Here is a 26,302-nt window from a genome sequence, read left to right on the forward strand (position 1 = left end):
AGGAAACACAATGAAAAAGATCCTATTAATTGGAAGCGCTTTTATCGGCGTGATTGTAGGTGCAGGTTTCGCTTCTGGACAAGAAGTACTGCAATACTTTACAAGCTTTGGCTTAATGGGAATTATTGGGGGCATTATTGCAACCGCTTTATTTGCGTATGTTGGCATGACGCTTGTTTGGGTCGGCAGTAGAATGAAAACGAATTCACATAAAGATGTAATATATAAAATAAGTGGGAGAACCACTGTTGGTCGCTTTATAGGGACGGTTATTGATTATATTCTTATCTTTACCTTGTTTGGTGTTGGTGTTGTGATGCTGGCAGGAGCAGGTTCTAACTTAGCTCAGCAATTTGGCCTGCCAGAAATCATAGGTACGATTCTCATGACGATACTCGTGTTGGTACTTGGGATGATGAATGTGGACAAGGTGGTTTCTGTCATTGGAGGAATTACTCCATTCTTAATCCTATTTATCGTGATCATATCAATCTATAGCTTTTTTACGATGGATGGATCGTTTAGTTCCTTGAACAGCTTAGCGAATCAACAGCCGACGACATTGCCGAACTGGTTCATTGCAGGAGTAAATTATGCATCCTTTAACACAGCAGTAGGTGCATCGATGGCATTGGTAATGGGCGGTGCTGAAAAGGATAGAAAGGTAGCTGCCATTGGAGGACTAGTTGGTGGATTCGTGCTAGGATTGCTGATTATCCTAAGTCATTTGGCTATCTTCTCTAAAATTGAGGAAGTTGGCAGCATGGATATGCCAATGCTTGCGATTGTCAACGATATCTCGCCGTTATTAGGTACGATGATGGCGATTGTAATCTTGGCTATGATCTTTAATACCGCGTTAAGCATGTTTTATTCGTTTGCGGCGCGCTTTACGGAGGTAGAGACAAGCAAGTTTAGAATCTTTTATACGATTACCTTAATCGTCGGATTTGCCGCCAGCTTTGTCGGCTTCACCGATTTGGTTTCCTTATTCTATCCCACCATTGGATATATGGGTCTTGTGTTGATTCTAGGTTTGATTTACGCACCGATAAAACTTAAAAGAGAAGTAAAACAAACAGCAAGTACAAGAAGAAATTGGGCAAGCGATGCATGATTAGGTGCATCGCTTGTTTAGATGTGAAGGAAAGTTAGCCGCTGTCGAAATAGCAAGATGCTTAGAGCATGTGATTATCCTCCTCCGATTCCGGGTACCGTTATGTAAAAGGAGAGATACAATGACAGATGTAAAAGCAATTTTTTTAAATACGTCATTAAAGGATAGTAATGAGATTTCAAACACCGACGCATTATATGAAGAAGTCAAACGGATCTACCAGCAAGAGGATGTCGAAAGTGAAACCATTCGGCTCGCCGATTATCACATCCCTGTTGGTATTAGCGATGATCTTGGAGATGGTGATGAGTGGCCGCTGATTTTAGAAAAAGTGAAAAAGGCAGATATCCTAATCATTGGATCACCGATTTGGCTCGGAGAGAAGAGTAGTTTAGCTACGGTTGCCATGGAACGTTTATATGGCGGAAGCAGTTTAACTAATAATAAGGGGCAATCCATTTATTATAATAAGGTCGCTGGCGTTGTCATAACGGGGAATGAGGACGGTGCGAAGAATGCAGCAACATCGCTTCTATACGGTCTATCGCATATCGGCTTTGTAGTCCCACCAAATGTTGATGCGTATTGGGTTGGTGAGGCAGGCCCAGGACCTTCCTTTATTGAAGCAAATGGAGAAGAAAATGAATTCACACAAAGTCATGTAAGGATGCTTGCTTACAATACCATGTATCTCGCAAAACTTCTCAAAGAAAATCCGATACCTGCTAAAGGAAATGTAATGGCTTAAAAATCTATTTATTTTATGAAAGGCTGTCTATATTCCGCCGCTTAAAGTCTAAGAAAATTTATGCTTTAAGGGGGAATCACAATAGGCAGTCTTTTTTTATGTGATTATTTTTTTGATATTTATCAATGTTTTGTTTTTTATATTAAAATTCCCAATAGAAAACCGATATAAATATAGAAGACAAATTATATCAATGGAGGGGAATTTTGTATGAATCGTAAACATGGTGTAAGTGTTATCCTGGCTTTTATGGTTACTTTACTAGTTAGTGTTTTTGCCTTATCATCTACCGCTTATGGGGCTGCGAAGCTAGATGATCATGAGTTACAGGAATTTAATGTAAAAGCATCTTCCAATAACAAGCAAATTGATTTTGATTCTAAGCTGCCAGAAGCAAATAAGAACAATGGTACCCCGGTGCATCAAGCTCCTTCAATCCAATCGAATTTTGATGTTACTGGTGATCGCATGAATTTTGAGGATTCGCTAACTGCCGATGACCTGGACGATTTTTGGTTCTTTAGTGTAGATAGTGATAGAAGTATTCTATTTGAGCTACAAACAGACAATCCTAATTATATTGTTGAACTTTACCAAGTTGATTGGGACACTGGAACAGCGTATCCAACATCTATTGGTGGATATGACGGAGATCTAATTGCCAATAATCAATTGCCCGCTGGTGATTGGGCATTACGCGTCTATTCAACGGACACATTGGAAGACAGTTATACCGTAAAAATGAATGCTACCAATCCATCGGGAGCAGCAAGTGTTATTTCTACATCTTCCACCTTGCTATATGCTGTACTAAGTTATCCAAGCGGGGAGATATATTCAAATGGAAATTATGTCGCTACGATTGACGGCGACAATGCGCATTTAGATTGGGAGCGTGAATATTATTTCGCATGGGATGGTAACTATAATCAACGTGATCACAATATCTCGGATGTCCATATTAAGTCTATTTCAGGACCAGTAAATTATAGTTCGTCATATGCTAGCTCTAGTAATGCGCTATTAATCTACTTAGATGAAGAGACATTATTTACGTATCATGAGTCATCTTATCGTTCAGGACCTCCAACACAATATAGCAGCTCCTTTGTTGATACGTTAGGTAAAACAACACCAAGAAGATTAGATACAGACGATTTAACTAACTATGGTGACCATATTTTAGTATTGGACGTTAACAGTGGGGAGACAATTGATTTCTTTAGTGTCCTTAATTATTATTATGCAAGCGGAGTTGAACCAATCCCAACGATTAACTTTTTGAATTAGACTAACCCAAAACCTCCACAAGATTCATTCTTGTGGAGGTTTGTACATTTGAATGTTCGCATTCTAGTTATTTTTTAATATAATTTGTAGTAGTAGGAATTACTTCATTAGATAAACCAGCAAAGAATTAGGATATACCGCTAGGAAAACAAACAAGGGAGAAACAGACATGAATACATTTCCAATCATTGAAACAGAGAGACTGATTTTAAGAGAGGCAACGTGTAAGGATGCGGATGATATGTATTCTTACCTATCCGATAAGGAAGTAGTGAAACATATGGGCTTGGAGCCGTATCAAACATCAACGGATGTGTTAGAGGAAATTAATTGGTATCAATCCATTAGGAAAGAAGGAACTGGGATTCGATGGGGGATTACCCTGAAAGGTAAGGATGTGGTTATCGGAAGCTGTGGCTTTCTGAATATGCAGCCGAGACATTACCGCACGGAAATTGGATTTGAACTCAGTAAGCTATATTGGGGAAAAGGAATTGCTAAAGAAGCATTAAATGCTGTCATGAGCTATGGATATAAGCATTTTGAATTGGAACGGATCGAGGCTCTAATTGAACCTCTGAATAGTGCATCGCAACGATTAGTAGAAAAGCAAGGATTTACAAAAGAAGGTATATTAAGACATTATGAATATACATGTGGAAAGTTTGATGATTTGTATATGTATTCCATGCTGAAAGCGGAGTTTGAGCTGGGTTAGATACTTACGTTATCCTTGATTAATGGGTTATGATCTTCAAGAGGGTTTAGTCTATTAAAATAGGATTAAGGGAGCTCACTATGCTTATCTTTTTATGGTTATTTACGACGCTCTTTATCATGAGTTATCTTTCTACTCATCACTATCTGGGGGATTACCGAAACTGCTTGGGCTATTATCTTTCATTTTATCTTTTTAGGATTAGCCATCTACTTGCTTTACAATTCATACATTCATAAAGAAAAGAAGAATATAATATTGTTTTGTATATTAATTATGCTTATTATGTTAACAACGATATGCATGATGGTCTCATAAGTATCGTTGTTAACAAGGATGAATCAAAATGGTCATTTTAGTGACTATCTCTACTCCGGCTGGTTATCTACTTCTCCTGTATCTTTGTAGAATTGGTTAAAGCTATTATATTTAACCAATGTTACCATTCCGTTTGAGGCATGGTGCAGATCATGACAATGGAAGAGCCAATTTCCCGGGTTATCTGCTAGAAATGCTACTTCGTAGGTTTCGCCCGGCTTGACATTTAATGTGTCTTTCCTAATCGGGGAAGCGCTAAGGGCTTTTCCGTTCTTGCTGAGGACCTGAAAAAAATGACCGTGTAGATGCATAGGGTGTGAGGAGTTATCCATACTGTTATTTTTCAGGGTGACCTTTACCCTATCTCCTTTATCAATATTTAGAGGTGGTGCATTAGGATATGTCTTACCATTAATCGTCCACACCATCCCCATTTCAGTATCCATGTCCATTCTTGTACCTAAATCCAGCTCATATTCCACATCAAACTCATCGTCTGTTTTGAACTGTGATTCCGTTTGCTCGCCAAGCTTTGTAATATCTATTTTACCCGGCGATGAAAGGTGCTTTAATTTTTGTCCATTCCCTTCCTCATAAGCAATATCTATTTTCATATCTTGGGATGCTTCCATTTCACCGTGACGATCAATCGAAAAGTCCTTACTACCATCTGCGCGAAATTCAACATCGACCCGTTCTCCTGGGGCAACCTCAAACATAGATCCTTTCATGGTTTGCGGTGAATTTACCTTTTGCCCGTCGACATGGGTAATCTGATAGTCTATTGGAATATGAATTTGATGAGCCATGTATCCAGCATTAATGAACCGAAGCTTAACAAGATCGCCTTTTTTGACCTTTAACGTTTTATTCCCTTCATATGTTTTTCCGTTAATGGTAAAGATGTCATAAGAAGACATGTCATGGCCCTTCATAGCCCCTTTTTGGTTCAATTCATTCATGCTATCCATGCTCATGCTGGAGTGATTCATAGCTTCCGTATCCTTTTCCTGATGTTTTTCAGATTCCCATTCATCAAGCACTAACGTATAATCCCGATCACGATTAGTTTCATTTTTTGGTTCCACGATAATTGTTCCATATAATCCTTTATCGAGCTGTTCGACCCCATTCTGATGGGAATGGTACCAATAGGTGCCTGGATCGCTGGCAACAAATGCATACGTATAGGTTTCCCCAGGTTTTACAGCATCCTGTGTTACACCAGGGATTCCATCCTCCGTATTTGGAACTGGAATGCCGTGCCAGTGAATAGATACGGGCTTTTCTAGCTGATTCGTCAGATTAACTTTGACGACCTCTCCTTCTGTGACACGTATCTGCTCGCCCGGGACAGTTCCATTATAAGTCCAAGCATTTATGGTATGTTCAGCGCTTAGTTTCCATGAGGTCTCTTTTGCAGTTAGGTCAAATTCATTCACTTTCTTTCCTGCCATATCTTCTGCTTTGACTTCTACAGCGTCTTGTTGGTTCTCATTCGTGATGGTTTCAGCAGATTGTTGTGAGCATGCTGCTATGATAACGCTCATTAATCCGATTAAAGTTAATAAGAATACCTTCTTCATTGCATCTCCTCCTTCTCAAAAGTCTATCGAGAAGATGTGAAGAAACCATGCATGAAAGCGTAATTTTCTGTGACATTAAAAGGTTTGTTGATTTCAAATGAATGAACTCTTCGACCAATCATATAATGAAGCAATAGGACAAGTTAGTAAGGAGAGGTAAAGATGGCGATTCCGTTATATATAACGTTAATAGGCATATGCATATTAACCTCCATTATAATATGGCAAACCTTTGTCTGCCGAAAAAGGATTACTACCATGACTGGTATGATGGTGGCGATGGCACTGGGGATGAGTGTTGGACTTGTAACGGGTGTGATGATAGGGATTTTATTATCCGGAAATTTATTCTACTCCACTGTTATGGCGATGATTATTGGAATGGTTACTGGTTATTTAGCAGGAATACCAGTAAGCATCCTAGCTGTCTTAGATGGTACTTTAGCAGGTGTCATGGGCGGTATGATGGGCGCAATGCTTGGAGAGATGATTGCTCCGGAATTTCAAGATCCAATGATTAGAATCATGGTTGTATTATTTATTGCTACGATCCTTTTGCTATTTCAAATTCTAAAGCAGCCGGTTACAAACAAGAGAGATTGGTTACACCATCCTGTCGTTATGGTGTTTGGATTTCTGCTTTTTATTATGGGATATAATCAATTAGAACCTCTTATCCCTCCTCCTTCAAATGAAATCGGCCATGATAACCCTCATGTGAATGTAAAAAATTTATCGATTGAAGCAGACGAATACGCCTTTCGTCCGAATCGGATACAGGTGGAGACTGGAGAGACGATAAAGCTTGAATTAAATAATATGGGAGAGTCTGAGCATATTTTAGAATTCATAGGTTTGGAAGCCAGGGAATTGCCTTCATCCCAACACCATCAACAAATAAGTGGTCAAATTCAAATTCATAGTAATGCTGGTGAAAAGCAGGGAATTACATTTATTCCGCTTGTACCAGGAACCTATCGTTATATCTGTACCATTCCTGGTCATAAAGAAGCTGGAATGGAGGGGGAGATCGAGGTAACGTTATAAGTGAAAGTCATAAAAGCTTGCTAGTTGTGCGTACCAAACATTCTCAAAATCTAGTTCTTTTAGTATAATTCTATTAAGCTAGGTAATTATCATTATTTTCCAATTGTGAATGTGAGGTGGAGGAATATAAAAGCAATCCATGCAAAAGACATACACAGTTATATCGATGACACCAAAGTTCATCTAGCAGCGTTACATAAACAGGTCCAGACGATCCAACAACGAATCGAAGCGGTTTTATCGTTGGAGAATTCTTTTACAGGTAGGACGGCAGCATCCATCCGATCTTTCTATCAGGAATGTCATGTTCCTTTGCTCGTTTTTTTAGAAGGTTTCCTTACAACGTATTCGGATACACTTGATGGCATGAAACGACTGTTACGCACGCTGGAACCAGATGAAAATGGTGTTATTCGCGAGGATTTTATTGACCAAGATATACAACGCGGCTTAAACATGATCGAAAATGTTACAATGTCTTTAACAGATGATGCAAATCGCGTTATTCAATCGATTCAAGATATTGTAGAACTTCCGATGGTAGATGATCGTTCGTTCTTCGATACGGTTCAGCATTCTAAGAAAATGGCGAATGAGGCATTAGAAAACTTACATACCTTTGATCATCAGAACACATCGAAGCTTGCTATTGTTGAAAAGGATCTCCAATCCATGCAACGCTATGTAAGTAAATTGAATCAGGTAGTTATTCATGGGGAGATTTCGATTCCAACCTATCGCGCCAGGAGTATTACTAGATATAACTTTCACTTGGAATTACTAAGCGATTTGAGAAAAAAGGCAGAAACAAGTGCCATAGCACCAGAAGTACTTATGGGTATAGTTGGAAAACAGCTTTTGTCCCAATTTACGCCTTTAGCGGAGGTCGTTGGGACGTACCTTCAGCAAGCTTTTGATGTAAAGACACTCGATTATAGCATGCGTGCAATACGTGCTATTACTGCTGCCTCAGGAGATGTATTGACCAAAGGGGAATTCGTTACATTAAAGGATCAGATCGTTTCAGATGTGGAAATTACAGATTACAAAGGAGAGTGGCAGGGTGTTTATTATACACTAGCGGATGATAGAAAGATTCGAGCATTTGAAAACGCTGAAGGCACAGTATGTTATGAATTTGTCTCAGCCATTCCGGAGAATAGAGAACAGAATCTATTTCAAAAAACAGGCCAAAGCATCCAAGAGATTGGTTCCGATCTATGGCAGGAGATGGAAGAACGAAAGGATAAGAGCCTTGATTCATGGTATGATTTTGGTAATTATATGACACTCGGTGCATTTGATGCCGGGAAAGACTTTTCTAATGGACTGAGCAGCCGTGCAGAAAATATGCTGAACACGCCGTCCGATTTCGTGAATTGGATAACTATGGGTGGAGTGGATGTAGCACAGGGAGCATTACATCCCGATGAGGCGCTTTCAAAGGAGCATTTGCTTTCCAGCTTTGGTCTATTTTCCATCGCGGTTGGTGGCGAAGCAGCTTTTACCAAACCGAAGTCTAATGATTTAGGACCAAGTGGGAAATCGAATCATAAGAAAGTGGAATCAACTAGTAGTGAAAATCGTGTATCAACCGCAACACCGTCCAAACTTCCTACACTAACCAATATCAAAGAATGGTATCGAACGCATTTGCCAGAGGTTACAGTAGTAAGCGATACAACTGGTGGATACCACTTTGCAGTGAAGCAAGGAGAAGGTGGAGGAAGTAAGGGAACAAGCAGTATATCTACTAAACCATCAAGTTTTTATGGAAAGGAAGTTAAATTAGATTGGTTAGGGGATAATTATAGAGCCATAGAGATTAAGGGTACAGTAAAAGTTGCTGGGAAAGATTTGGATATCTCTAGGCGAGTTTATCAAATGAATGATATAAATTGGGATTATACTCCGAAGCATCCAAAAGCTAGAGGACTTTCAAATAAAGAACTTGCAGAAAAAGGTAGACCGCCATATGTAATTGATAAAGATGGTAAAGAAGTACAAATTGAGTTGCATCATTTAATTCAGAAAGAATCCGGTAATATGGTAGAAATCGTGGCAACTACTCATGATGATTATAAAAAAATATTACATGGGTTAATAAAAAATGGAGATAGTTTTAGAAATGATACTGTACTTGATAAGCAATTCAACAATTTCAGAAAGAAGTATTGGAAATGGCGCTCAACTTATACGGAATGAGGTGACTTGTTTTGAATAATAAATTGTTAGAGATGATAAAAGAGTATAGGGAAAAAGGCGATTTTATTGGAGAAATTTCTGAACAATATATAAAAAAGGCACAAATGAGATTGGAAGTTAAATTCCCTTTGGAATATAAAGAATTTGTTAAAGAACTAGGTTCTGGTGGTATTTGTGGTGTTGATGTTTTAGGGGTAGAAGGGGAAGAATATGCTTCTGTAGTTGAAAGTACCGAGAGAAATAGAAAGTCGGGGTTACCAAAAAATTATTTGGTCATTGAAGAGGTGGATGAATTTGTCTATTGTTTAAATACAGTGGATAAATATAATGTTGTGCGTTGGGACGATGTAAGTAAACTGGAAATAGAAAGGTACTCGACATTTGATGATTATTTGGAAGATAGCTTTCAAGAGGCAATAGATAACTGTGATTAATTACTTACTTTATAATAACAAATTAATTAATCTAGTTCGAATAAAGCACTTTGTTGCATATGGCAACAAGTGCTTTTTAAAGTGGAGATAAAAGTCTTGATTCATGGTATGATTTTGGTAATTATATAACACTCGGTGCATTCGATGCAGGGAAAGACTTTTTTAATGGACTGAGTAGCCGGGCCGAAAATACGCTGAACACACCGTCTGATTTCGTTAACTGGCTAACTCTTGGCGGAGTGGATGCAGCAAAGGGAGCATTACGATGAGGCGCTTTCAAAGGGGCATTTGCTTTCCAGCTTTGGTCTATTTTCCATCGCGGTTGGTGGCAAAGCAGCTTTTACCAAACCGAAGTCTAATGATTTAGGACCAAGTGGGAAAACACGAACCGGTATGCTAAATTTATGGGAAATAATAAAAATGGTAAAGCAAAGTTAGCATTTGTATGGACTAATAACAAAGGTGATATTACTACATATCATACACAGAGTGGAAAGAAATTTTGGAAAACTATTAATGGAGAAAACATTCCATAGTTAATCCAGCTGAGTAATGGCTTTGTAAAAAAACTAAATTCTCAAATTGAAGAGGAAGGAACAATTGTCATCGAGGGTATTAAATTTACAGGTTTTGCTTTTGTATTCCCTTATAAAATTGAAGAAGGTAAAAGCTATCCTGTATCAATAGATTTACAATTTTAAATGCGTTAAAAATTCAGGAAATTAAAGAATTTAGGAAAGAACTAGAACGAATTGATTCAGGTTATGAATATTATTTAAGAGGGTTTTTGCAATAAGATTTCATTGATGTTGGAATAGTTGTTTATGATGAAGATGAGTATTTATTTTACTGACTATCCACAATTGTGGGGGAGGAATGGTGAGGTAAGAGGAGTTGATAGAATAGATATAGAATTTCTAAGGAATGTGTCTTTTAGTAGAAAGCTATATAGAGTGATAGGTTACAAATGGGAAAAAAGAAGCAATTAATTCAACATATAAGATTAGTGCTAAGTAATCTTGGAAAAGATTTTAATAGTGAAATAAAAAGTGGTGTCTTGCAACTTATATATAAATGATATAAAACATTGGAGTTAGAAAATAATAAAGATATTGAAGGTATTCATATCACTGGTGGTATAAGGGCTTATATGGATATTTATAGTGACTATGAAAATCCGTTATTTAGAAGAAATACATAAAGTGTAGAAATTATTAAAAGAATTATAAAAGGTATGAACATAAAAACCTCAATTTCAAACCTTAATGGTGAAAAACTATCAAGGTTTTAACTAACAAAGCACTTGCTGACTTAGAGGCAGCAAGTGCTTTTTAGATAAATGTTTGATTCAGATATTTGTTTAAATTAATTTATCACGTCTTACGCTTATAAACTTGAATGGCGGCAATAGAGAAGGCAATGAGAATACCAAACCACCATAAAATAGTAATCAAAACGCTATCTCCAGCAGATTCAGTCATCAGCAGGGAACGTACGGTTTCAATAAGTGGTGTCATGGGCTGAAACTCAGCAAAGGCTCGAACCACCCCAGGCATAGTATCAGTTGGCACAAAGGCTGAGCTTATAAACAGCAGAAATATCACAGGATAGCTGAAAGCGCTGGCGCCTTCAACACTGTTTGCTAAAAGACCGAAGAATGCCGAGACCCAAGTCATTGCAAGGGTAAACAGCAATAGGATTCCAATAACAAGGAGCCATGCGGTAATGCTGGCATCCGTCCTGAACCCCATAAACAGGGCTACCAACAGGACCAATAAAGTTGAAAAAGCATTGAATACAACGGATGTCATGACATGCCCCGTCAATATCGATGATCTTGCAATTGGCATAGAATGAAACCGATCAATAATACCACTGGTCATATCGTTGTTTACTCGTACAGAAGTGTAAATGGCGCCGCTGACGATGCCCATAAGAAGGATGCCTGGAACCATATAATTGATATGGTCTATGGCTCCCGTATCCATCGCGCCGCCAAACACATAAACAAACATCAGCATCATCATAATCGGTGTTGCAATTGCAGTAAGCAGGGTATCGATGTTTAATGAATGGCGCATGGAGCGCCTTGTCAAAACCATCGTCTCGCTAATTTTATTCTTAACTCTAGCAGTTAACATAAAGCATTTTCCTCTCCATGGTTTTCACCGATCATCGCGAGGAAAACATCCTCGAGTGTCGGTTTCTTTTGAGAAAATTCAGTCACCGTTATGTCTGCGTGGTCAAGCTGGCTTAAAATCGCCGTCATCTGTTGGATGCTCCCATCGGTGGTAATCGTCATCGTAGGGTTCTCCTTGCTTAGGCTTATATTATATTGAATAAGCAGATTACGTGCTAATTGTAATTCTTTTTCATCACTAAATTTAAGTTCAATATGCCCATGGGGAAGTAGTTTTTTTAGTTCTGCTGCAGTTCCTTCCGCTATAATTTCCCCATCATTAAGAATAGCGATATGGTCGGCAAGCTGGTCTGCCTCCTCTAAATACTGGGTCGTTAAAAACACGGTGATGCCTGAATCAGCAAGGTCTTTAATGATTTGCCACAAAGCTTTACGGCTTTGCGGATCCAAGCCGGTGGTCGGCTCGTCGAGGAATATAACAGATGGGCCCCCGATCAAACCCATTGCCAGGTCGAGCCGTCTCTGCATACCGCCGGAATAAGTGGCGACTTTCTGGTCAGCGGCGTCAAGCAACTGCACCTGTTCAAGCAATTCATCCGCCTGACGATTTGCATCGGGCAGATGACGTAATTTGCCAATCATACGTAAATTCTCTCTCCCGGTCAACACAGGATCAACTGCGGTGGATTGGCCCGTCAGGCTGATTTTTTCACGAACTTGATCCGGCTGCCGGATGACGTCAAAACCGCAAATCTCTGGGCTCCCTTTATCTGGAAGAAGCAAAGTCGTTAGAATTTTGACTGTTGTTGTTTTCCCCGCACCATTGGAGCCAAGGAGAGCGAAAATACTACCCTTTTGTACAGTAAAATCAATGTCCTTCAGTACGTTCAGATTCTTGTAGGACTTCTTAAGGCCTTTGACAGCAATAGCTGTATTAGTTTGAATCATTTGTATCCCCCATTTTTAAAAAATATGGTTATATTACGGTTACATTCTTCAAGTTTGCTTTACTTCCTTTCAAAACGGCATAGGTTAACTTATCCATTGTAGCTCCGTCAAAATCAGCCTTTTTCACGTCATAGGAGTGTCTAAAAGAAACATTTCTAAAAACTGCATTTTTAAAAGATGTTCCTTTTAACCCTGCTTTATCAAAAATAGTTCCCTCAAATGTGTGATTAGCAAAACATATGCCAGATAAATCGGAATAGCTGAAGTCCGTATAATTTAAGACACATCTTTGAAAGCTTGCACCTGACAAGGCAGATTTAATGAGTTTTGCTCCAGTCAGATTAGAGCCATCGAATGTAATATTTCTCAAATCACTGGATTGAAAAGAACTATTTGTTAAGTCGGAACCGCTGAAGTCCGATCCATCCATGGCGCTTTTGTTGAATTTTCCTTCATGCACTTCTACCTGCTTTAGATCGGAGTCTCGTAGGTCGATTTTTGAGAAATCCCTGCCTACCATTTGTTTTAACTCTATTGTTTTTGAAGAAATACTTTCGATGATCTCCGAAATATCTCCTATAGAGTCGACGGTCATGCTGTAAGCCGTTTCGTCATTATAACCTTGATTTTTCAAGTCACTCCATTTTTCCTGCAAATCACTGGACAACTCCTCCTTTAATTCTCTGACTACATGCAAGTCCTCATAGGGTGAGAATACTTCATCTAAATACGTCATTAATTTCTTATTCATTGTTATTACCACCTTCCTCTTTTAATAATTGGTCCAGAACGCGTTTTGCAAACTCCCAGTTCTGTTTGTTTTCAAAAAAAGTCTTTTTTCCGATTTCAGTAATCCGATAATACTTTCTCCTTCCCCCTTGGCTCCCATCACCCCAATATGAAGTAATGCGTCCATCTTTCTCAAGTCTCTTTAAGCTTGAATACATCGTGGCTTCCTTCAATTCATACTCCCCATTGGAGTTGGAAAGGATCAACTTCGATATTTCATATCCATATTTGTCGCCACCCATCAATAACTTCAGAATAATCGTATCTGTATGTCCTCTGAGTAAGTCTGATGAGCTTTTATTATTTCCCATTGTGTCACTCCTTTTCACATGTATATCATACAACATATTACTGTGATCGTCAATGTAATTTTATCATCGTTATACTTTGGTTAGTATTGCACCTTTGTTTTATGCTTATCCTTGTTAGGAGTTATTTGCTGGTAATCGAGTACGATGAGTTAAAATATCCCAAAAGATCAGAAAAAATTATATACTATCAACGCCTTCCATCCTGCAAAAGCCAATCCATTTGTCTCTTGAACCTCGTATGGTACAATCATATTAACAATTAGGAAATGTATAGAAGCGGGCGAGACGTTTGAATATAAAACTAACTCACAAAAAAATTGAAGAAATGTGCGGCACATCCTCCTTCAAAAAAGGAGGCTCTTTTTATCGGGCAAATAAGGTAACCTTCACCAAGTTTACGGATGCTTATTGTGAAGCTACTGTCAGTGGAAAAGAGAATTTTTATGTGACAGTAGAGATGAATGTAGGTAAGGTGGTACAAACGCGGTGCAGTTGTCCGGCATTAGCATCTGTGAAAAAGGATTGTCAGCATATTGCTGCGGTGTTGCTTGCGATACATGATCGCCAGAAACAAGAACAACACGTTGCGGATGCGGAGCTAGCAAATGGAATGATAGCTATGTTGGACCGGTGCACTGAACGGCCAAGCGGGAAACAGCGTCACTTTGAAAATAGGCAAGGGCTTTCTGTGCTATTTTCCGTAAAACAGCTCACCTTGGATTCCGGAGAGAATATGTTTGGCATTGCACTAAAGTTAGGCACATCAGATGTATGGGATATTCGTACCTTCCTGACAGCCGTCAGAGAAGGGGTGCCTTATGCAGCGAGCGGTTATGACCCAGAACTGCATTATTTTGACACGGATACAGATGCCGTTGTCCATGAGCTGATCCAAGTGGTGATTGATGAGCATATATATGTACATTCAAAGGCGGAAAGCCCCAATCCGTTACTGTTCATTCCAACGTCTGCTTGGCAACGAATCATGCCATTACTTACAGATGTGTCTAATGTAAATCTTGAATATGGTGGACATGTTTATGCCGGGATTCGTTTAGCTGAGGATCGTTTGCCGATGCAGTTTTCCGTTATGGAAGCAAAGGATGGCAATGGGTACCTGCTTGAAGTGACAGGGTTTGATCGTGTCAGTGTATTTTCGGCGTATAACTTAGTTCTGTATGATGGGGTGATCCTGTCTCTAGAACAAAAAGATATGAAGTATCTGATGGATTTGAAGCAGATGCTGCAGGCTGCTAAAACCGAACCTATAACGATCCCACAGGAACGATTCCCATTATTTATGGAAAATATGGTTCCTAGATTACGGCGATTAGGATCAGTCCATCTATCGAATAAGGTAACGAATCAAGTTGCAAAAATCCCGCTTCAAGCTAAGCTATACTTGGATCGGGTGAAAAATCGGCTGCTTGCCAGTGTAGAGTTTCATTATGAAAATATCGTGATCCATCCATTGTCACATCAGCCCATTCAAACAGGATCACTCATTATTCGAGACGTCGAGAAGGAAGATACTATTTTGAAATTGATGGAAGATAGTCAATTTGCGGTAACCGATGAAGGGTACTTCTTGCATAATGAGGAGCTTGAGTATGAATTTTTATATCATATGCTCCCAAAACTTCATGCGCTTGTGAACGTCTATGCGACGACGGCGGTCCGTGCTCGTGTTACAAAAAGCGCTGTTCCACCAAGAATTAAGGTGAAGGCACAGAAGGATCGCATCAACTGGCTGGAATTCAAGTTTGAAATGGAAGGATTTCCTGAGCAAGATATTCGCGAAGTATTAGCAGCGTTGGAGGAAAAACGCAAGTATTATCGACTGCGAGATGGTTCCTTACTGACACTAGAGACAAAAGAATTTGAGGAAATCCAGCGGTTCTTAAAAGCCGTTCCAACGCAGGATGATGATTTAGAAATAGGTGTGCATGTTCCTGTTACGAAGGGATTTCAGCTGTTGGATGCTGCGGATGACGCAGTCTTCACCTTAGAAGCATCCTTTCTACAGTTTTTAAAACGCATCCAGCATCCAAATCCTGATCGCTATCCGGTTCCAGATGCGTTACAGTCTGTATTGCATGACTATCAAAAACATGGTTTTCGTTGGATGAAAACCCTAGCTGATTATGGTTTTGGCGGCATTTTAGCAGATGATATGGGTCTCGGAAAAACGATTCAAAGTATCGCGTTTATCATGGCGGAGCTGGATGAAATTCGGAAGCAACAGCTGCCAGTGCTGATCGTTTGTCCATCTTCACTAACCTATAATTGGTTAGAGGAATTGAAGCGGTTTACGCCTGAAATTCGGGCAGGCCTGATTGATGGCAATCGAGCAGCGCGAACGCAAATCCAAAAGAACATAATGGAAAAGGATGTTGTGATTATTTCTTACCCGTTACTGCGTAGAGAGATAAACTGGTTTGAAAAGCAAGTCTTCCATACGGTCTTTTTTGATGAAGCACAAGCCTTTAAGAACCCTGTCACACAAACGGCAAGATCCGTAAAGAAATTACAGGCGTACAATCGCTTTGCCCTTACAGGGACACCAATGGAGAATGCATTAGAAGAATTGTGGTCGATTTTTCACGTGGTCTTCCCAGAATTATTCCAAGGCATAAAGGCGTACAGTAATTTGACGAGAAAGCAGATCTCCAGGAGGATGCGTCCATTTCTGCTTCGCCGGCTAAAAGTGGATGTCCTGAACGAGCTTCCGAAAAAAATAGAAGTTAGTGAATCGGTAGAATTATTCCCTGCACAGAAAAAGCTCTATGCTGCTTATTTGGCAAAGCTGCGACATGATACGTTGAAGCATTTAGATAGGGATACCATCCGGAAAAATCGGATTAAGATTCTGGCTGGACTCACGCGATTACGTCAGATTTGTTGTCATCCAAGCTTATTTGTAGACGGCTACAAAGGAACTTCTGCAAAATTTGAACAGGTAAAAGGTTTGGTTGAGGAGTCAAGGCATGCAGGGCGAAGGGTATTGATTTTCTCACAATTTACCAACATGCTAGGTTTGATTGGTAAGGAATTAACGGTGCAAGGTATTCCGTATTTTTACTTGGATGGCGAGACACCTTCTGCAGAGCGAGTGAATCGTTGTCATCGCTTCAACTCGGGAGAACGTGATTTCTTTCTTATTTCTATGAAAGCAGGTGGAACGGGGCTGAATTTAACCGGTGCGGATACGGTTATCCTTTACGACATGTGGTGGAACCCGGCAGTCGAAGAGCAAGCAGCCGATCGCGCCCATCGGATTGGACAGAAAAATGACGTACAGGTAATCAAGTTAATCTCAAAAGGAACCATTGAAGAAAAAATGAATGCGTTACAAGAAAAAAAACGAGATCTTATTGAACAGATCATTGACCCTCATGATAACAAAGCCTCCTCGCTTACAGAGGAAGATATTCGAGAAATATTACAATTATAGAATAAATCTTCAGACGTATAGCTTGCTATCTACCCTTTATGATATCGTTTATAGTAGAAAAATCATCTATCAGAAGAGGTATGGAAGACGTGCGAAAAATACAACTATCATCAATTATGTTTTGGGCGATGTTGCTCTTTTATGTAGGTTTATTAATTCAATTACTATTTATGCGAGGGGATGCTGACTTCCGTAGTGTGAACTTTATCCCCTTCGCTTCGATAAACGATTATATCCAAGTCGATGACGGAATACAAACGAGGTTGGTTGATGTAAATGTTTGGGGGAATATCCTCATCTTTATCCCAGCTGGAATTTACTTTATGCTTTTGCGTAAAACGCGTTCGACCTTAGGTGTTTTTTTAACCATCATTGTGATGAGTGTTGCTGTAGAAATTATTCAGTATACATTTGCGATTGGTGCGACCGATATTGATGATGTTATATTAAATAGCTTCGGCGGATTGCTTGGCATCATTCTATTTTACCTAATTATGTTATTTGTAAAGTCCACGGAAAAAGCGAAAAAAATAGTTGCTATTACATCCACTGCAATTGGTATTCCATTGTTTATCCTTGTAATCATCCTCTTTGCTTTTAATCGTTAAAATAAAAAAGCTTGTAAAGAAACAGAAAGTTTCTTTACAAGCCAATGAAGCTAGCAGGCCCTATCGTTTAGTGCCTGTTTTTTATTATGCTTTTTGAACGTTAGCTGCTTGTGGTCCACGATTACCTTGTTCTACGTCAAATGTTACTTTTTGACCTTCGTCTAAAGTCTTGAAGCCTTCGCTTTGAATTGCAGAGAAGTGTACGAATACATCGTCGTTACCTTCACGTTCGATAAATCCAAATCCTTTATCTGCATTAAACCATTTAACTGTACCTTGTTCCATTTTGTTGCCTCCTCGTGCGTTCTCGCACATTATATTACTATCCTTGCCCAAAGCGAATCTCAAGACGAAAAGTAGTTACTCATGCTATCCTTTACACCGAACAAAAATAATTAACTTTAATAATATCATGTGATTTGATGAAATGCAAGTTTATTTAGAGATTGCTCTAAAATAAATTACAAAAAAGAGGCCACGATCTAGAGAGCCTATCCCTGACCTCTTTTTGTCTATCTATTGTAACTGATTTCCTTGTTGTGGCACGGTAGTATAGCTGTTTAACATTTGTGTCATATCCTGCTGCATTAATTGTGGAACTTGATAGTAACCGTGTTTATTTTGATAAAGAAAAATTTCATAGCTTAACTCAATAAAGTTAGGAACGGTATCTGCAATAACCCGACGTAATACAGGGTTTGTCATCTCTACAGCTGTCATTGCTAGTAGTGAAGTTAAGGATTTTGTCTGTCCTAACATATAGGCAGATAATCCTTGGTCGGACAGTTCGTTAATTGAAGCATTTGGTTTTTTTGGTTGTCCAGATTTGATTCCATAGACCGTATTGTTATCTTGAATCATTTCATATTGTCCTGTAGGTACTTGCGGGTCTTGACCTGTCTGGAAAGTCTGAACAATCGTATTGTATGTTTGGGTAACAAACGCCGATTGGCGCGTTAGGATATCCTTTAATTCCGGATCTTGAATATGCTGATCATACATTTGGTATTGATCCAGCATACTAATAATCCCTGCAATCACCTCGTGCGCATCAAATAATTCATGACCGCCATGGTTTTGCATGGGTTGATTTTGTGGCATATTGCTTGGCTGCTGTTGATTTCCAGGTTGATTCATATTTTGCATCTTACATTCCTCCTATTAATTATTCATCGCAGTTTATATTTTCCTGTTTTCTTCGTTTCATGTATAAATTGGTAAGATTTCAACCATAACCTATTCATAATCCTTCTCTGAAATGGTAACGCTAAGGTCAATACATAATGGAAGGTAGGAGGTAGCATGGGGACATGGGAGCCTGGCTGCTGGTCAGAACATGGGGAATTAAAGGTGGTATTCGTATGTTCACCATCACAAATAAGCATCCCTGATCTAAAAACGGCAGAGGATGTGCAATGGAGTGCACCAGTTCATCATGAAACGGCACAAGCAAATTTTGCTTCCTTTAAAACAGCTTTAGAAGATGCGGGAGTGGAAGTAATCGATTACTCGCAATACTTGGATTCCCAAGGGCAGCAGCTAAGTAGTCAGTTGATCAATCGGTTTTTTGTTAGAGATCTTGCCTGTGTATTTGGAAAGACGATGCTGCCTGGGGCAGCGGGAACCTTTATGAGACGGCCAGAATATGTCCAGGTCCATCAACTAATGAATACATGGTTTCCACAAGCGTTTCGTATGGAGGCAACTAATCATTTGAAAGCTCTGGAGTTTGGTGATGTATTAATTCTTAATCAAGACGTTGTTTGGATTAATGTAGGGATGCGAACAAGCTTGGAAAGTGTGGAAGAAGTAAAGGATCGTATCTTTCAAGCAGGTTTTTCTGAGATAGGTATCCTTAGCTTACCGAGGCGATCGGATACCCTGCATTTAGATATGAATTGCAATGTAGCTGGAGGAGAGCTTATGGTTGCGAAGCAGTTTGTTCGCCATTTTCCAATCCATGTATGGACAGAGCAAGGATCGCATTATGAAATGCCGAAGCAATTCTTAGAGCGCCACGGTTTCGCGGTTTACTGGTTAGAACAATACAATACGATACCAGATATCAACTTTCTTAATTTGGACCCGGAAACGATATTAATTAGTAAACAGGCACATAAACAGATGCTGAAAAAGCATCCAAAAATGGACAAGAAAAAGATTATTGAAGTTGATGTCACTGAATTAGAGAAAGCAGGTGGCGGGATTCGTTGTATGACCCTTCCTCTCGTTCGTTTAAAGTAGGATGTGGCAGAAGAATGAATAAAGGACAGATGAAGTGGTGGCAGCTGTCATTGCTTGGTATTGGATGTACGATTGGTACAGGTTTTTTCCTTGGATCTAGCATCGCAATTCAAAGCGGAGGCAATGCGGTTTTAATTGCATTTTTATTAGCAGCTATTGGCACATATATTGTTTACGATGCATTGGCGAAGCTTTCGGTAAATGATCCTGATAAAGGATCATTCCGCTCCTATGCGAAAAAGGCGTTCGGAAGGTGGGCGGGTTTCAGTAATGGCTGGATATACTGTTTATCTGAGGTATTGATAATGGGTAGTCAGCTGATCGCATTAGGGATCTTTACACAATTTTGGTTTCCTGAGCTGCCATTATGGATGCTTGCAGCAATATATGGGGGCTTGGGCTTGCTCGTATTATTAGCAGGCATGCAAGGCTTTGAGAAGATTGAAAATGGATTCGGTATCGTGAAATTGGCTGCCATTCTAATATTTATCTTTGTTTCCATTATCCTATTAATCAGAGGATTAAATGGAAATTCGTCTGGAACAATGCCCTATCTAATGGATGGTCAGCATTTCTTTACACAAGGTATTACTGGCATCTGGCAAGCCTTATTGTATGCAGTTTATGCCTTTGGCGGTATTGAGGTAATGGGACTAGTAGTCATCGATTTGAAAGATCCCAGGACAGCACCCAAAGCAGGGAAGGTAATGCTTATCCTACTTACTGTAATTTATCTGATTTCGATAGCGCTCGTATTAGCATTAGTTCCTTGGACAATGGTGAACCCAGATGAAAGTCCATTTATTACTGCACTCGAGCTGTATCAACTCCCATTAATCATTGATCTATTTACTGGCATTTTAATTGTTGCTGGATTTTCGACCATGGTAGCTGCGCTTTATGCTGTTATAACATTAGTAACATCACTTGCGGAGGATAAGGACGCCCCAGCTATATTAGCAAAACAGGGGAAATTCAAGGTTCCGATGCCAGCTTTTTTATTTACAGCTGCTGTTCTTTTCTTTTCCATAATCATTGCTTTATTGTTACCAGAGAAGATCTTTGAATATATGACAACGGCTGCGGGTTTAATGCTTATCTATAATTGGTTGTTCATCTTGGCTGCATTTACAAAGCTTGAGAATACGTCGAGTTGGGAGAAAGGGAAAGTTTTGCTTGGGGCGCTGCTCATTGTCATTACAGTAGCTGGTACGACAATGCAGCAAACAAGCAGACTAGGGTTTTACGTAAGCCTGCTCTTTCTTGCCATTATTGGGACTGTTGCAAAAGTAAACGATAAAAGGAACCGAAGCACTATTTGAGAAAGCTGGTGAGCTTACTTTTCATGCGCATAAATGGGCAACTAGAAGGGCTGGATGTATCATCACTTAAGAAATACTGCTTCCATTCATGATTATCCGCTTTTCCATACCATTTAAGGTCAGGATGTGCTGCAATTTCATCGTAATTAGCAAGGCGCTGGCGTATTACCTTTTTCATTTTACGCCCAAAACGGGTATGGTCATTTAAATCCTCAAAAACCCACCTTGGCTGAAAAGCGATGAAAAAGGCTGGAAATTGCCTGCTTTTCCGCAAGCAATGTTCCGGTGTTGCGCAGAAAGCAAAGTAAGGCTCACCATGGAAGCAGAATTCCCATGTATGGTGCATGGGGTCTGTTGGGATGTCTGCTGGCCACTCTTGTTCATCATATGCCGTAACATGATTTAATACGGACCAGAATAATTCGCGGTAATCCGATATCGTATAATTCGCTTTTATGACAGCAGGTGTTTCAAAAAAAACAACCAATGACGTATACTTACCTGTTTCACGAGAACCATTCCCGTATTCCCTTAATGCGGTGGCAAGTTGTTTCGCTGCATCTTCTTTTCTTGGGTCACTGACAAACGTGAATCGAAGTTGATTACTTAAGAAGCCTTGTCGCGCTGGAACACATGGATACGTGTTTGTATCAGCGAGCATGGAAGAGAAGGAACGATAAACTTTCTGTTGCCATAAGGGCAATGATTCCATATGTTCATCGAGCCATGTTTTTTCTACGAGTATTCCCATGTAGCTCTCCTCCTTTTACAATAACGTATTAACGGAGAACCAAATAGGTGCATGCCTAATAAAATGAAGGAAGCTTACGTTATTCCATTAATAACAGCAAGGCCTCGTATCCAAAGTAAATTCCAAAGCCAATTAATGTTATACCAGCAATAATGGCGATCACATATAATGCACGTGACTTAAAAAATCGTCGAAAGCTAGTTGCAACACCTGCCATAAACACATCCCATAGAATAATTCCGATAAAGATTCCGCTGCTATAGATCAGAAGTTGCTGATTGCTATACATATCACTTGTTTTTGCCAGCACTGCGCCATAAATACCTAACCAAAAAACAATATTAAGCGGGTTTGAAATGGCCATCCAGAAACCGTTTCGAAAGGATTTTCCCTTTGTCGTTGCTGGAACGGCAGCATTTGCATGTAATGTTTTCTTCGCACCTGCAATACTCTCGATCCCTGTATAGACAAGGATAAAAAAGCCAAACAGCCAAAGAAAAGTTTTCATTAAAGGTGTGGTTAAGAATTGAGCAACGCCAAAGTAAATCAGCAGCATAAACAAAAGGTCACCAATCATTGCCCCCAGACCTACAAGCCATGCATGAAGAAATCCATAATGAATACCCCGATTCAATTGAGCAGCATTAATCGGGCCAACTGGAGCAGATAGGGAAAGACCTAATAAAACATAACTGAAAAAGGTATTCATGAACGGGAAAACCTCCATTTTAAAAGTGCTTGTACTAGTATATTCAAAACATCACCCTGTACAACCGGAAAACAACGGGAGGCTCAATGATTTGCTTGATACGATAAAAAATGTAGATAATGAATATGTATAAAGAATGGAAAGAGATAGTGGAAGGGAGGATTGGAAATGGCAAAAGTTCGAATTGAAACAAAGTCAGGGAAGCTTCGAGGATAAGTTGAGCAAGGTACAAGAGTTTGGAAAGGGATACCTTATGCAAAGCCCCCAGTCGGGGAATTACGGTTTCGCCCCCCCAGCACCGTTAAATCATTGGGAGGGGGAACTAGACGCCACTGAATATGGTCCGAGCCCGCAAAATCCAGAGGTAGCAGCATCGATTGGGGCAACCGGGGCCTCGATGTCAGAAAATTGTTTGAACTTAAATGTATGGGCACCAACGAAAGATGCCGCTAAACTTCCTGTCATGGTATGGATTCATGGGGGAGCTTTTCGAGCTGGTGCGGGTAATAGCCCCTTGTATAATGGAGCAACCTTATCTGCACAGGGAAATGTGGTTGTCGTCACCATCAATTATCGATTGGGTCCACTTGGATTTTTATATCTTGCTGGGTTGGATGAACGTTTCACGGGAAACATTGGCTTATTAGATCAGATCGCAGCACTGAAATGGGTGAAAGAGAATAGCATTACCGAAAGAGCAGGCTGCCGCAATAGCTGAAGCGTTTATACAAGAACTTGGGCTCGATATCCATCAAGTAGATCAATTAAAGGATATCGCAACCTCAGAAATCCTAGCTGCTAGTGAACGTGTTGGCCAAGGGAAAGAATGGGTATTACCGATGCCTTTCCAACCAACAATTGATGGGTATACATTACTTGAAGAACCAGTTGACGCATTTCGCAATGGGATGGGCTTGCTGCACATATTCCAATTATCATTGGTACAAATCATGATGAAGGAGCTTTCTTCTTTACACCTGAATCACCAATCGCCTCTGAAGAAGCGATGACAGCGATGATTGAAAAGGTTATTGGAAAACCAGCTGCTAAACAGGTGAGCGGCCTTTATTCACCGTCACTGGAAGGGCAATCACAATTGATGACCGATTTTGTATTCTGGAAGCCGTCTATTGAATTAGCGGAGGCTCAAGCTGATCATGCCTCCGTCTGGATGTATCGGTTTGATTGGCATATCCCTTCTCATCCACAACTTAACAAGGCAGCGCATGCACTTGAAATACCGTTTGTGTTTCAAAATTTATTCTATTTTACCCCATTTGAGGTTCAAATAGATCCTTCGATGCTAGCATTATCGCAGCAAGCATGGGTGTCGTTTGCAAAGACGGGTAATCCAAATAATACAGAAAAATTAGCATGGCCAACTTATCATTTGAACGATCGTCAAACTTTGATCTTCGATAATCCAATGAAGGTTGTTGAAGACCCATATAGGGAAAAGCGGAAGATTTTTACCATTCATTAACTTTAAGGGGAGGAAACCAACATGCAGGACAAGTTTAAAAAAGGAGTAAATAACCTGTCAGATCAGGATAAGGTTATTTGTGTTGGCGATATGATTCAATGGAAAGGCGGAAATGCTCATTATGTAAGAAGAAAAGACAATGGGCAGGTTTACTTGGAGCTATATCAAAGTTGGCATCCGGTGCCATTTCCTGGAGACCATCAGATGGCAGAAAGGGGTTGGGATAATATTCGCCACTTTAATTATGATCTAGGAAAATACACAAATCAGATCTATGCTGTTAAAGCAACAAATGAGTCACAGTTACCAGATTTTTATCGGTTATCCGTGGACGATGCACATAGGGTGGCATTAGAGAATAATTAATTAAGTTCTTCTATCGGTATTCTACGAGTCTATATGGATCATAGGGAGAAGGATATCCATTTTTATCACAACCTGCTTATGCATAGATCTACGGAATAAAGAAATACTAATGTAATCAAATCATGTAACCTTCATCAATAACCGTCTAGAAAGGACAAGATAGAGATGAAAAAGGTGACAAGTGTATTTTGGATTACATTAGGGATTACATTAGCTTTATCTATTTGGGGCTCGATAGCTCCGTCACAATTTGAGGATAGTTCGGTAACCGTCATGGATTTTATTTCGGGACATTTTGGCTGGTTTTATTTAATTATTGTCTCTTTCTTCGTGATTTTTTGTCTGTATTTAATTTTTAGTCCATACGGAAAGATTAAACTGGGGAAGCACGATGATAAACCAGAATTTAGCTATCCGACTTGGTTTGCAATGTTGTTTAGTGCAGGAATGGGGATTGGATTAGTGTTTTATGGTGTTGCCTCCCCTGTCTCACATTACATAAAAACACCTCCAGTAGCTGAACCTGGTACGGTTAAGGCGCTTGAGGATGCGCTACGTCTTACCTTTTTCCATTATGGTGTTCATGCATGGGCGATCTATGCAGTAATTGCATTGGTACTTGCTTATTTTACCTTTCGTCATGACAAGCCTGGGTTAATCAGTGCAGCATTAGAACCGTTGTTTGGAAATGCAATGGAAGGTGTCTGGGGAAAAACGGTTGATGTAATTGCGGTATTCGCTACGATTGTTGGTGTGGCAACCACGTTAGGGTTTGGTGCTGCGCAAATTAATGGCGGGCTTTCTTATCTGCTTGGAATTGATAATGCGTTCTGGGTACAACTCGTAATTATTCTAGTAGTAACTGTGCTATTTATGTTGTCTACCTATACAGGGCTTAGTAAAGGGATCAAGTATTTAAGTAATACGAATTTGGTTCTAGCAGCATTGTTATTTCTGGCAGTTTTGATACTTGGACCAACCATGTACATTGTAAATTCATTTACGAATACGATTGGAACCTATATTCAAAGCTTGCCAATCGAGAGTTTTCGTATAGCGCCCAATGATTCAGATGAACAACAATGGATTATCGATTGGACGGTCTTTTTCTGGGCGTGGTGGATTGCCTGGTCTCCCTTTGTGGGTATCTTTATTGCACGGATATCCAGAGGGAGGACGATTCGTGAATTCCTATCCGGTGTGCTCATCGTACCATCGGTAGTTGGGTTCTTATGGTTTTCAGCCTTTGGGATGGCCGGGATTCAGGCGCAAAATAGCGGCGTGGATATCGCAGGCCTTCCGGATGAGCAAGCATTATTTGGAATGTTTTCCAACTTGCCGTTTAGTGTTGTACTTTCCATCTTGGCTCTCCTATTAATAAGCACTTTTTTTATTACATCAGCTGATTCTGCAACCTTTGTTCTTGGAATGCAGACGACAAATGGATCATTATCTCCATCCACCCCTGTGAAGTTCGTCTGGGGGTTTGCCCAATCGGCGATAGCTGCTGTCCTTTTATATACCGGAGGACTTCAAGCATTGCAAAATGCGTTGATATCTGCAGCTTTTCCGTTTTCCATTATCATGCTGCTGATGATTGTCTCGTTTTATAAGGCATTGAAGAAAGATAAGAAGCAACTATCCAAATAACTTCATTGTAACAGCTCCTGATGGATTAATCAGGGGCTTTATTTGTCCATTTGATGTTATACTT

General features: G+C 39.8%; 26 protein-coding genes. 17 read left to right on the forward strand and 9 right to left on the reverse strand.

The annotated features are described in order from the left end of the window. Positions 1-10 precede the first annotated feature (10 nt). The 4 genes from BN990_RS01140 (at position 11) to BN990_RS01155 (ending at position 3,873) form a co-directional block, all read left to right on the forward strand. A complete protein-coding gene (locus BN990_RS01140; RefSeq protein ID WP_038241791.1) occupies positions 11-1,117 on the forward strand; it encodes a YkvI family membrane protein in 1,107 nt (368 codons plus the stop codon). A gap of 121 nt (positions 1,118-1,238) precedes the next feature. Further along, entirely contained in the window at positions 1,239-1,865 is a 627-nt protein-coding gene (locus tag BN990_RS01145; protein WP_038241801.1) for a flavodoxin family protein, read from the forward strand. Between the two features lie 210 nt (positions 1,866-2,075). Further along, positions 2,076-3,155, forward strand: a complete 1,080-nt coding sequence (locus tag BN990_RS01150; protein ID WP_038241803.1) for a hypothetical protein — start codon at positions 2,076-2,078, stop codon at positions 3,153-3,155. Between the two features lie 169 nt (positions 3,156-3,324). Further along, complete coding sequence (locus BN990_RS01155) at positions 3,325-3,873, forward strand: GNAT family N-acetyltransferase (RefSeq protein ID WP_038241804.1); 549 nt, start codon at positions 3,325-3,327, stop codon at positions 3,871-3,873. A 368-nt stretch (positions 3,874-4,241) separates the two neighbouring features. Here BN990_RS01155 and BN990_RS01160 read toward each other — a convergent pair whose 3' ends face one another. Then, positions 4,242-5,777 (reverse strand): multicopper oxidase family protein, encoded by a 1,536-nt coding sequence (locus tag BN990_RS01160; protein WP_038241807.1) that lies wholly within the window; start codon positions 5,775-5,777, stop codon positions 4,242-4,244. 162 nt (positions 5,778-5,939) lie between these two features. On the opposite strand from BN990_RS01160, the gene BN990_RS01165 reads away from it, so the two are divergent. From BN990_RS01165 to BN990_RS01180, 4 genes are all read left to right on the forward strand, one after another. Next, entirely contained in the window at positions 5,940-6,824 is an 885-nt protein-coding gene (locus BN990_RS01165; protein ID WP_021290149.1) for a plastocyanin/azurin family copper-binding protein, read from the forward strand. A gap of 105 nt (positions 6,825-6,929) precedes the next feature. Further along, entirely contained in the window at positions 6,930-9,029 is a 2,100-nt protein-coding gene (locus BN990_RS22185) for a T7SS effector LXG polymorphic toxin (RefSeq protein ID WP_081856094.1), read from the forward strand. Positions 9,030-9,040: 11 nt separating this feature from the next. After that, on the forward strand, positions 9,041-9,463 hold the full coding sequence (locus tag BN990_RS01175) for an SMI1/KNR4 family protein (protein WP_021290147.1): 423 nt from the start codon (positions 9,041-9,043) through the stop codon (positions 9,461-9,463). A 231-nt stretch (positions 9,464-9,694) separates the two neighbouring features. Beyond that, a complete protein-coding gene (locus BN990_RS01180; protein WP_148530673.1) occupies positions 9,695-9,901 on the forward strand; it encodes a hypothetical protein in 207 nt (68 codons plus the stop codon). A 935-nt stretch (positions 9,902-10,836) separates the two neighbouring features. Here BN990_RS01180 and BN990_RS01185 read toward each other — a convergent pair. The 4 genes from BN990_RS01185 to BN990_RS01200 are packed head-to-tail and all read right to left on the reverse strand — an operon-like array spanning position 10,837 to position 13,651. Continuing rightward, the gene (locus tag BN990_RS01185) at positions 10,837-11,604 is read right to left on the reverse strand and encodes an ABC transporter permease (protein ID WP_021290145.1); all 768 of its coding nucleotides are present in this window, start codon (positions 11,602-11,604) and stop codon (positions 10,837-10,839) included. Continuing rightward, positions 11,598-12,551 (reverse strand): daunorubicin resistance protein DrrA family ABC transporter ATP-binding protein, encoded by a 954-nt coding sequence (locus tag BN990_RS01190; RefSeq protein ID WP_021290144.1) that lies wholly within the window; start codon positions 12,549-12,551, stop codon positions 11,598-11,600. The genes BN990_RS01185 and BN990_RS01190 overlap by 7 nt, the downstream gene beginning before the upstream one ends. A gap of 28 nt (positions 12,552-12,579) precedes the next feature. Next, a complete protein-coding gene (locus BN990_RS01195) occupies positions 12,580-13,302 on the reverse strand; it encodes a pentapeptide repeat-containing protein (RefSeq protein ID WP_021290143.1) in 723 nt (240 codons plus the stop codon). Continuing rightward, on the reverse strand, positions 13,295-13,651 hold the full coding sequence (locus BN990_RS01200; protein WP_021290142.1) for a PadR family transcriptional regulator: 357 nt from the start codon (positions 13,649-13,651) through the stop codon (positions 13,295-13,297). Before BN990_RS01200 ends, BN990_RS01195 begins: the two co-directional genes overlap by 8 nt. A 289-nt stretch (positions 13,652-13,940) precedes the next feature. Here BN990_RS01200 and BN990_RS01205 point away from each other — a divergent pair, with 289 nt between their 5' ends. Together BN990_RS01205 and BN990_RS01210 are read left to right on the forward strand one after the other, a co-directional pair. After that, complete coding sequence (locus tag BN990_RS01205; RefSeq protein WP_021290141.1) at positions 13,941-17,105, forward strand: DEAD/DEAH box helicase; 3,165 nt, start codon at positions 13,941-13,943, stop codon at positions 17,103-17,105. A gap of 80 nt (positions 17,106-17,185) precedes the next feature. Beyond that, positions 17,186-17,713, forward strand: coding sequence for a VanZ family protein (locus tag BN990_RS01210; protein WP_021290140.1), 528 nt, complete (start codon positions 17,186-17,188; stop codon positions 17,711-17,713). Between the two features lie 84 nt (positions 17,714-17,797). Here BN990_RS01210 and BN990_RS01215 read toward each other — a convergent pair whose 3' ends face one another. Beyond that, a complete protein-coding gene (locus BN990_RS01215) occupies positions 17,798-17,998 on the reverse strand; it encodes a cold-shock protein (protein ID WP_021290139.1) in 201 nt (66 codons plus the stop codon). A gap of 231 nt (positions 17,999-18,229) precedes the next feature. Beyond that, a complete protein-coding gene (locus BN990_RS01220; RefSeq protein WP_021290138.1) occupies positions 18,230-18,859 on the reverse strand; it encodes a spore coat protein in 630 nt (209 codons plus the stop codon). A 156-nt stretch (positions 18,860-19,015) separates the two neighbouring features. On the opposite strand from BN990_RS01220, the gene BN990_RS01225 reads away from it, so the two are divergent. Both BN990_RS01225 and BN990_RS01230 read left to right on the forward strand, forming a co-directional pair. Then, entirely contained in the window at positions 19,016-19,957 is a 942-nt protein-coding gene (locus BN990_RS01225) for an arginine deiminase family protein (RefSeq protein ID WP_038241814.1), read from the forward strand. A 14-nt stretch (positions 19,958-19,971) separates the two neighbouring features. Next, positions 19,972-21,279, forward strand: a complete 1,308-nt coding sequence (locus BN990_RS01230) for an amino acid permease (protein ID WP_021290136.1) — start codon at positions 19,972-19,974, stop codon at positions 21,277-21,279. Here BN990_RS01230 and BN990_RS01235 read toward each other — a convergent pair. Both BN990_RS01235 and BN990_RS01240 read right to left on the reverse strand, forming a co-directional pair. Further along, on the reverse strand, positions 21,272-22,030 hold the full coding sequence (locus BN990_RS01235) for a YqcI/YcgG family protein (RefSeq protein ID WP_021290135.1): 759 nt from the start codon (positions 22,028-22,030) through the stop codon (positions 21,272-21,274). The two genes, BN990_RS01230 and BN990_RS01235, sit on opposite strands and share 8 nt — an antisense overlap. A 79-nt stretch (positions 22,031-22,109) precedes the next feature. Further along, on the reverse strand, positions 22,110-22,739 hold the full coding sequence (locus tag BN990_RS01240; RefSeq protein WP_038241816.1) for a LysE family transporter: 630 nt from the start codon (positions 22,737-22,739) through the stop codon (positions 22,110-22,112). A 136-nt stretch (positions 22,740-22,875) separates the two neighbouring features. On the opposite strand from BN990_RS01240, the gene BN990_RS23075 reads away from it, so the two are divergent. The 5 genes from BN990_RS23075 (at position 22,876) to BN990_RS01255 (ending at position 26,238) form a co-directional block, all read left to right on the forward strand. Then, a complete protein-coding gene (locus tag BN990_RS23075) occupies positions 22,876-23,457 on the forward strand; it encodes a carboxylesterase family protein (RefSeq protein WP_051738992.1) in 582 nt (193 codons plus the stop codon). A gap of 121 nt (positions 23,458-23,578) precedes the next feature. Next, a complete protein-coding gene (locus BN990_RS23080; protein WP_021290131.1) occupies positions 23,579-23,749 on the forward strand; it encodes a hypothetical protein in 171 nt (56 codons plus the stop codon). Next, positions 23,677-24,222, forward strand: coding sequence for a carboxylesterase family protein (locus BN990_RS23085; protein WP_337588254.1), 546 nt, complete (start codon positions 23,677-23,679; stop codon positions 24,220-24,222). The genes BN990_RS23080 and BN990_RS23085 overlap by 73 nt, the downstream gene beginning before the upstream one ends. A 21-nt stretch (positions 24,223-24,243) precedes the next feature. After that, a complete protein-coding gene (locus tag BN990_RS01250) occupies positions 24,244-24,588 on the forward strand; it encodes a hypothetical protein (protein WP_021290130.1) in 345 nt (114 codons plus the stop codon). Positions 24,589-24,753: 165 nt separating this feature from the next. Next, the gene (locus BN990_RS01255) at positions 24,754-26,238 is read left to right on the forward strand and encodes a glycine betaine uptake BCCT transporter (protein WP_021290129.1); all 1,485 of its coding nucleotides are present in this window, start codon (positions 24,754-24,756) and stop codon (positions 26,236-26,238) included. Positions 26,239-26,302 lie beyond the last annotated feature (64 nt).

It is taken from the genome of Virgibacillus salexigens, assembly GCF_000723585.1.
In the GTDB taxonomy this organism is placed as follows: domain Bacteria; phylum Bacillota; class Bacilli; order Bacillales; family Amphibacillaceae; genus Virgibacillus; species Virgibacillus salexigens.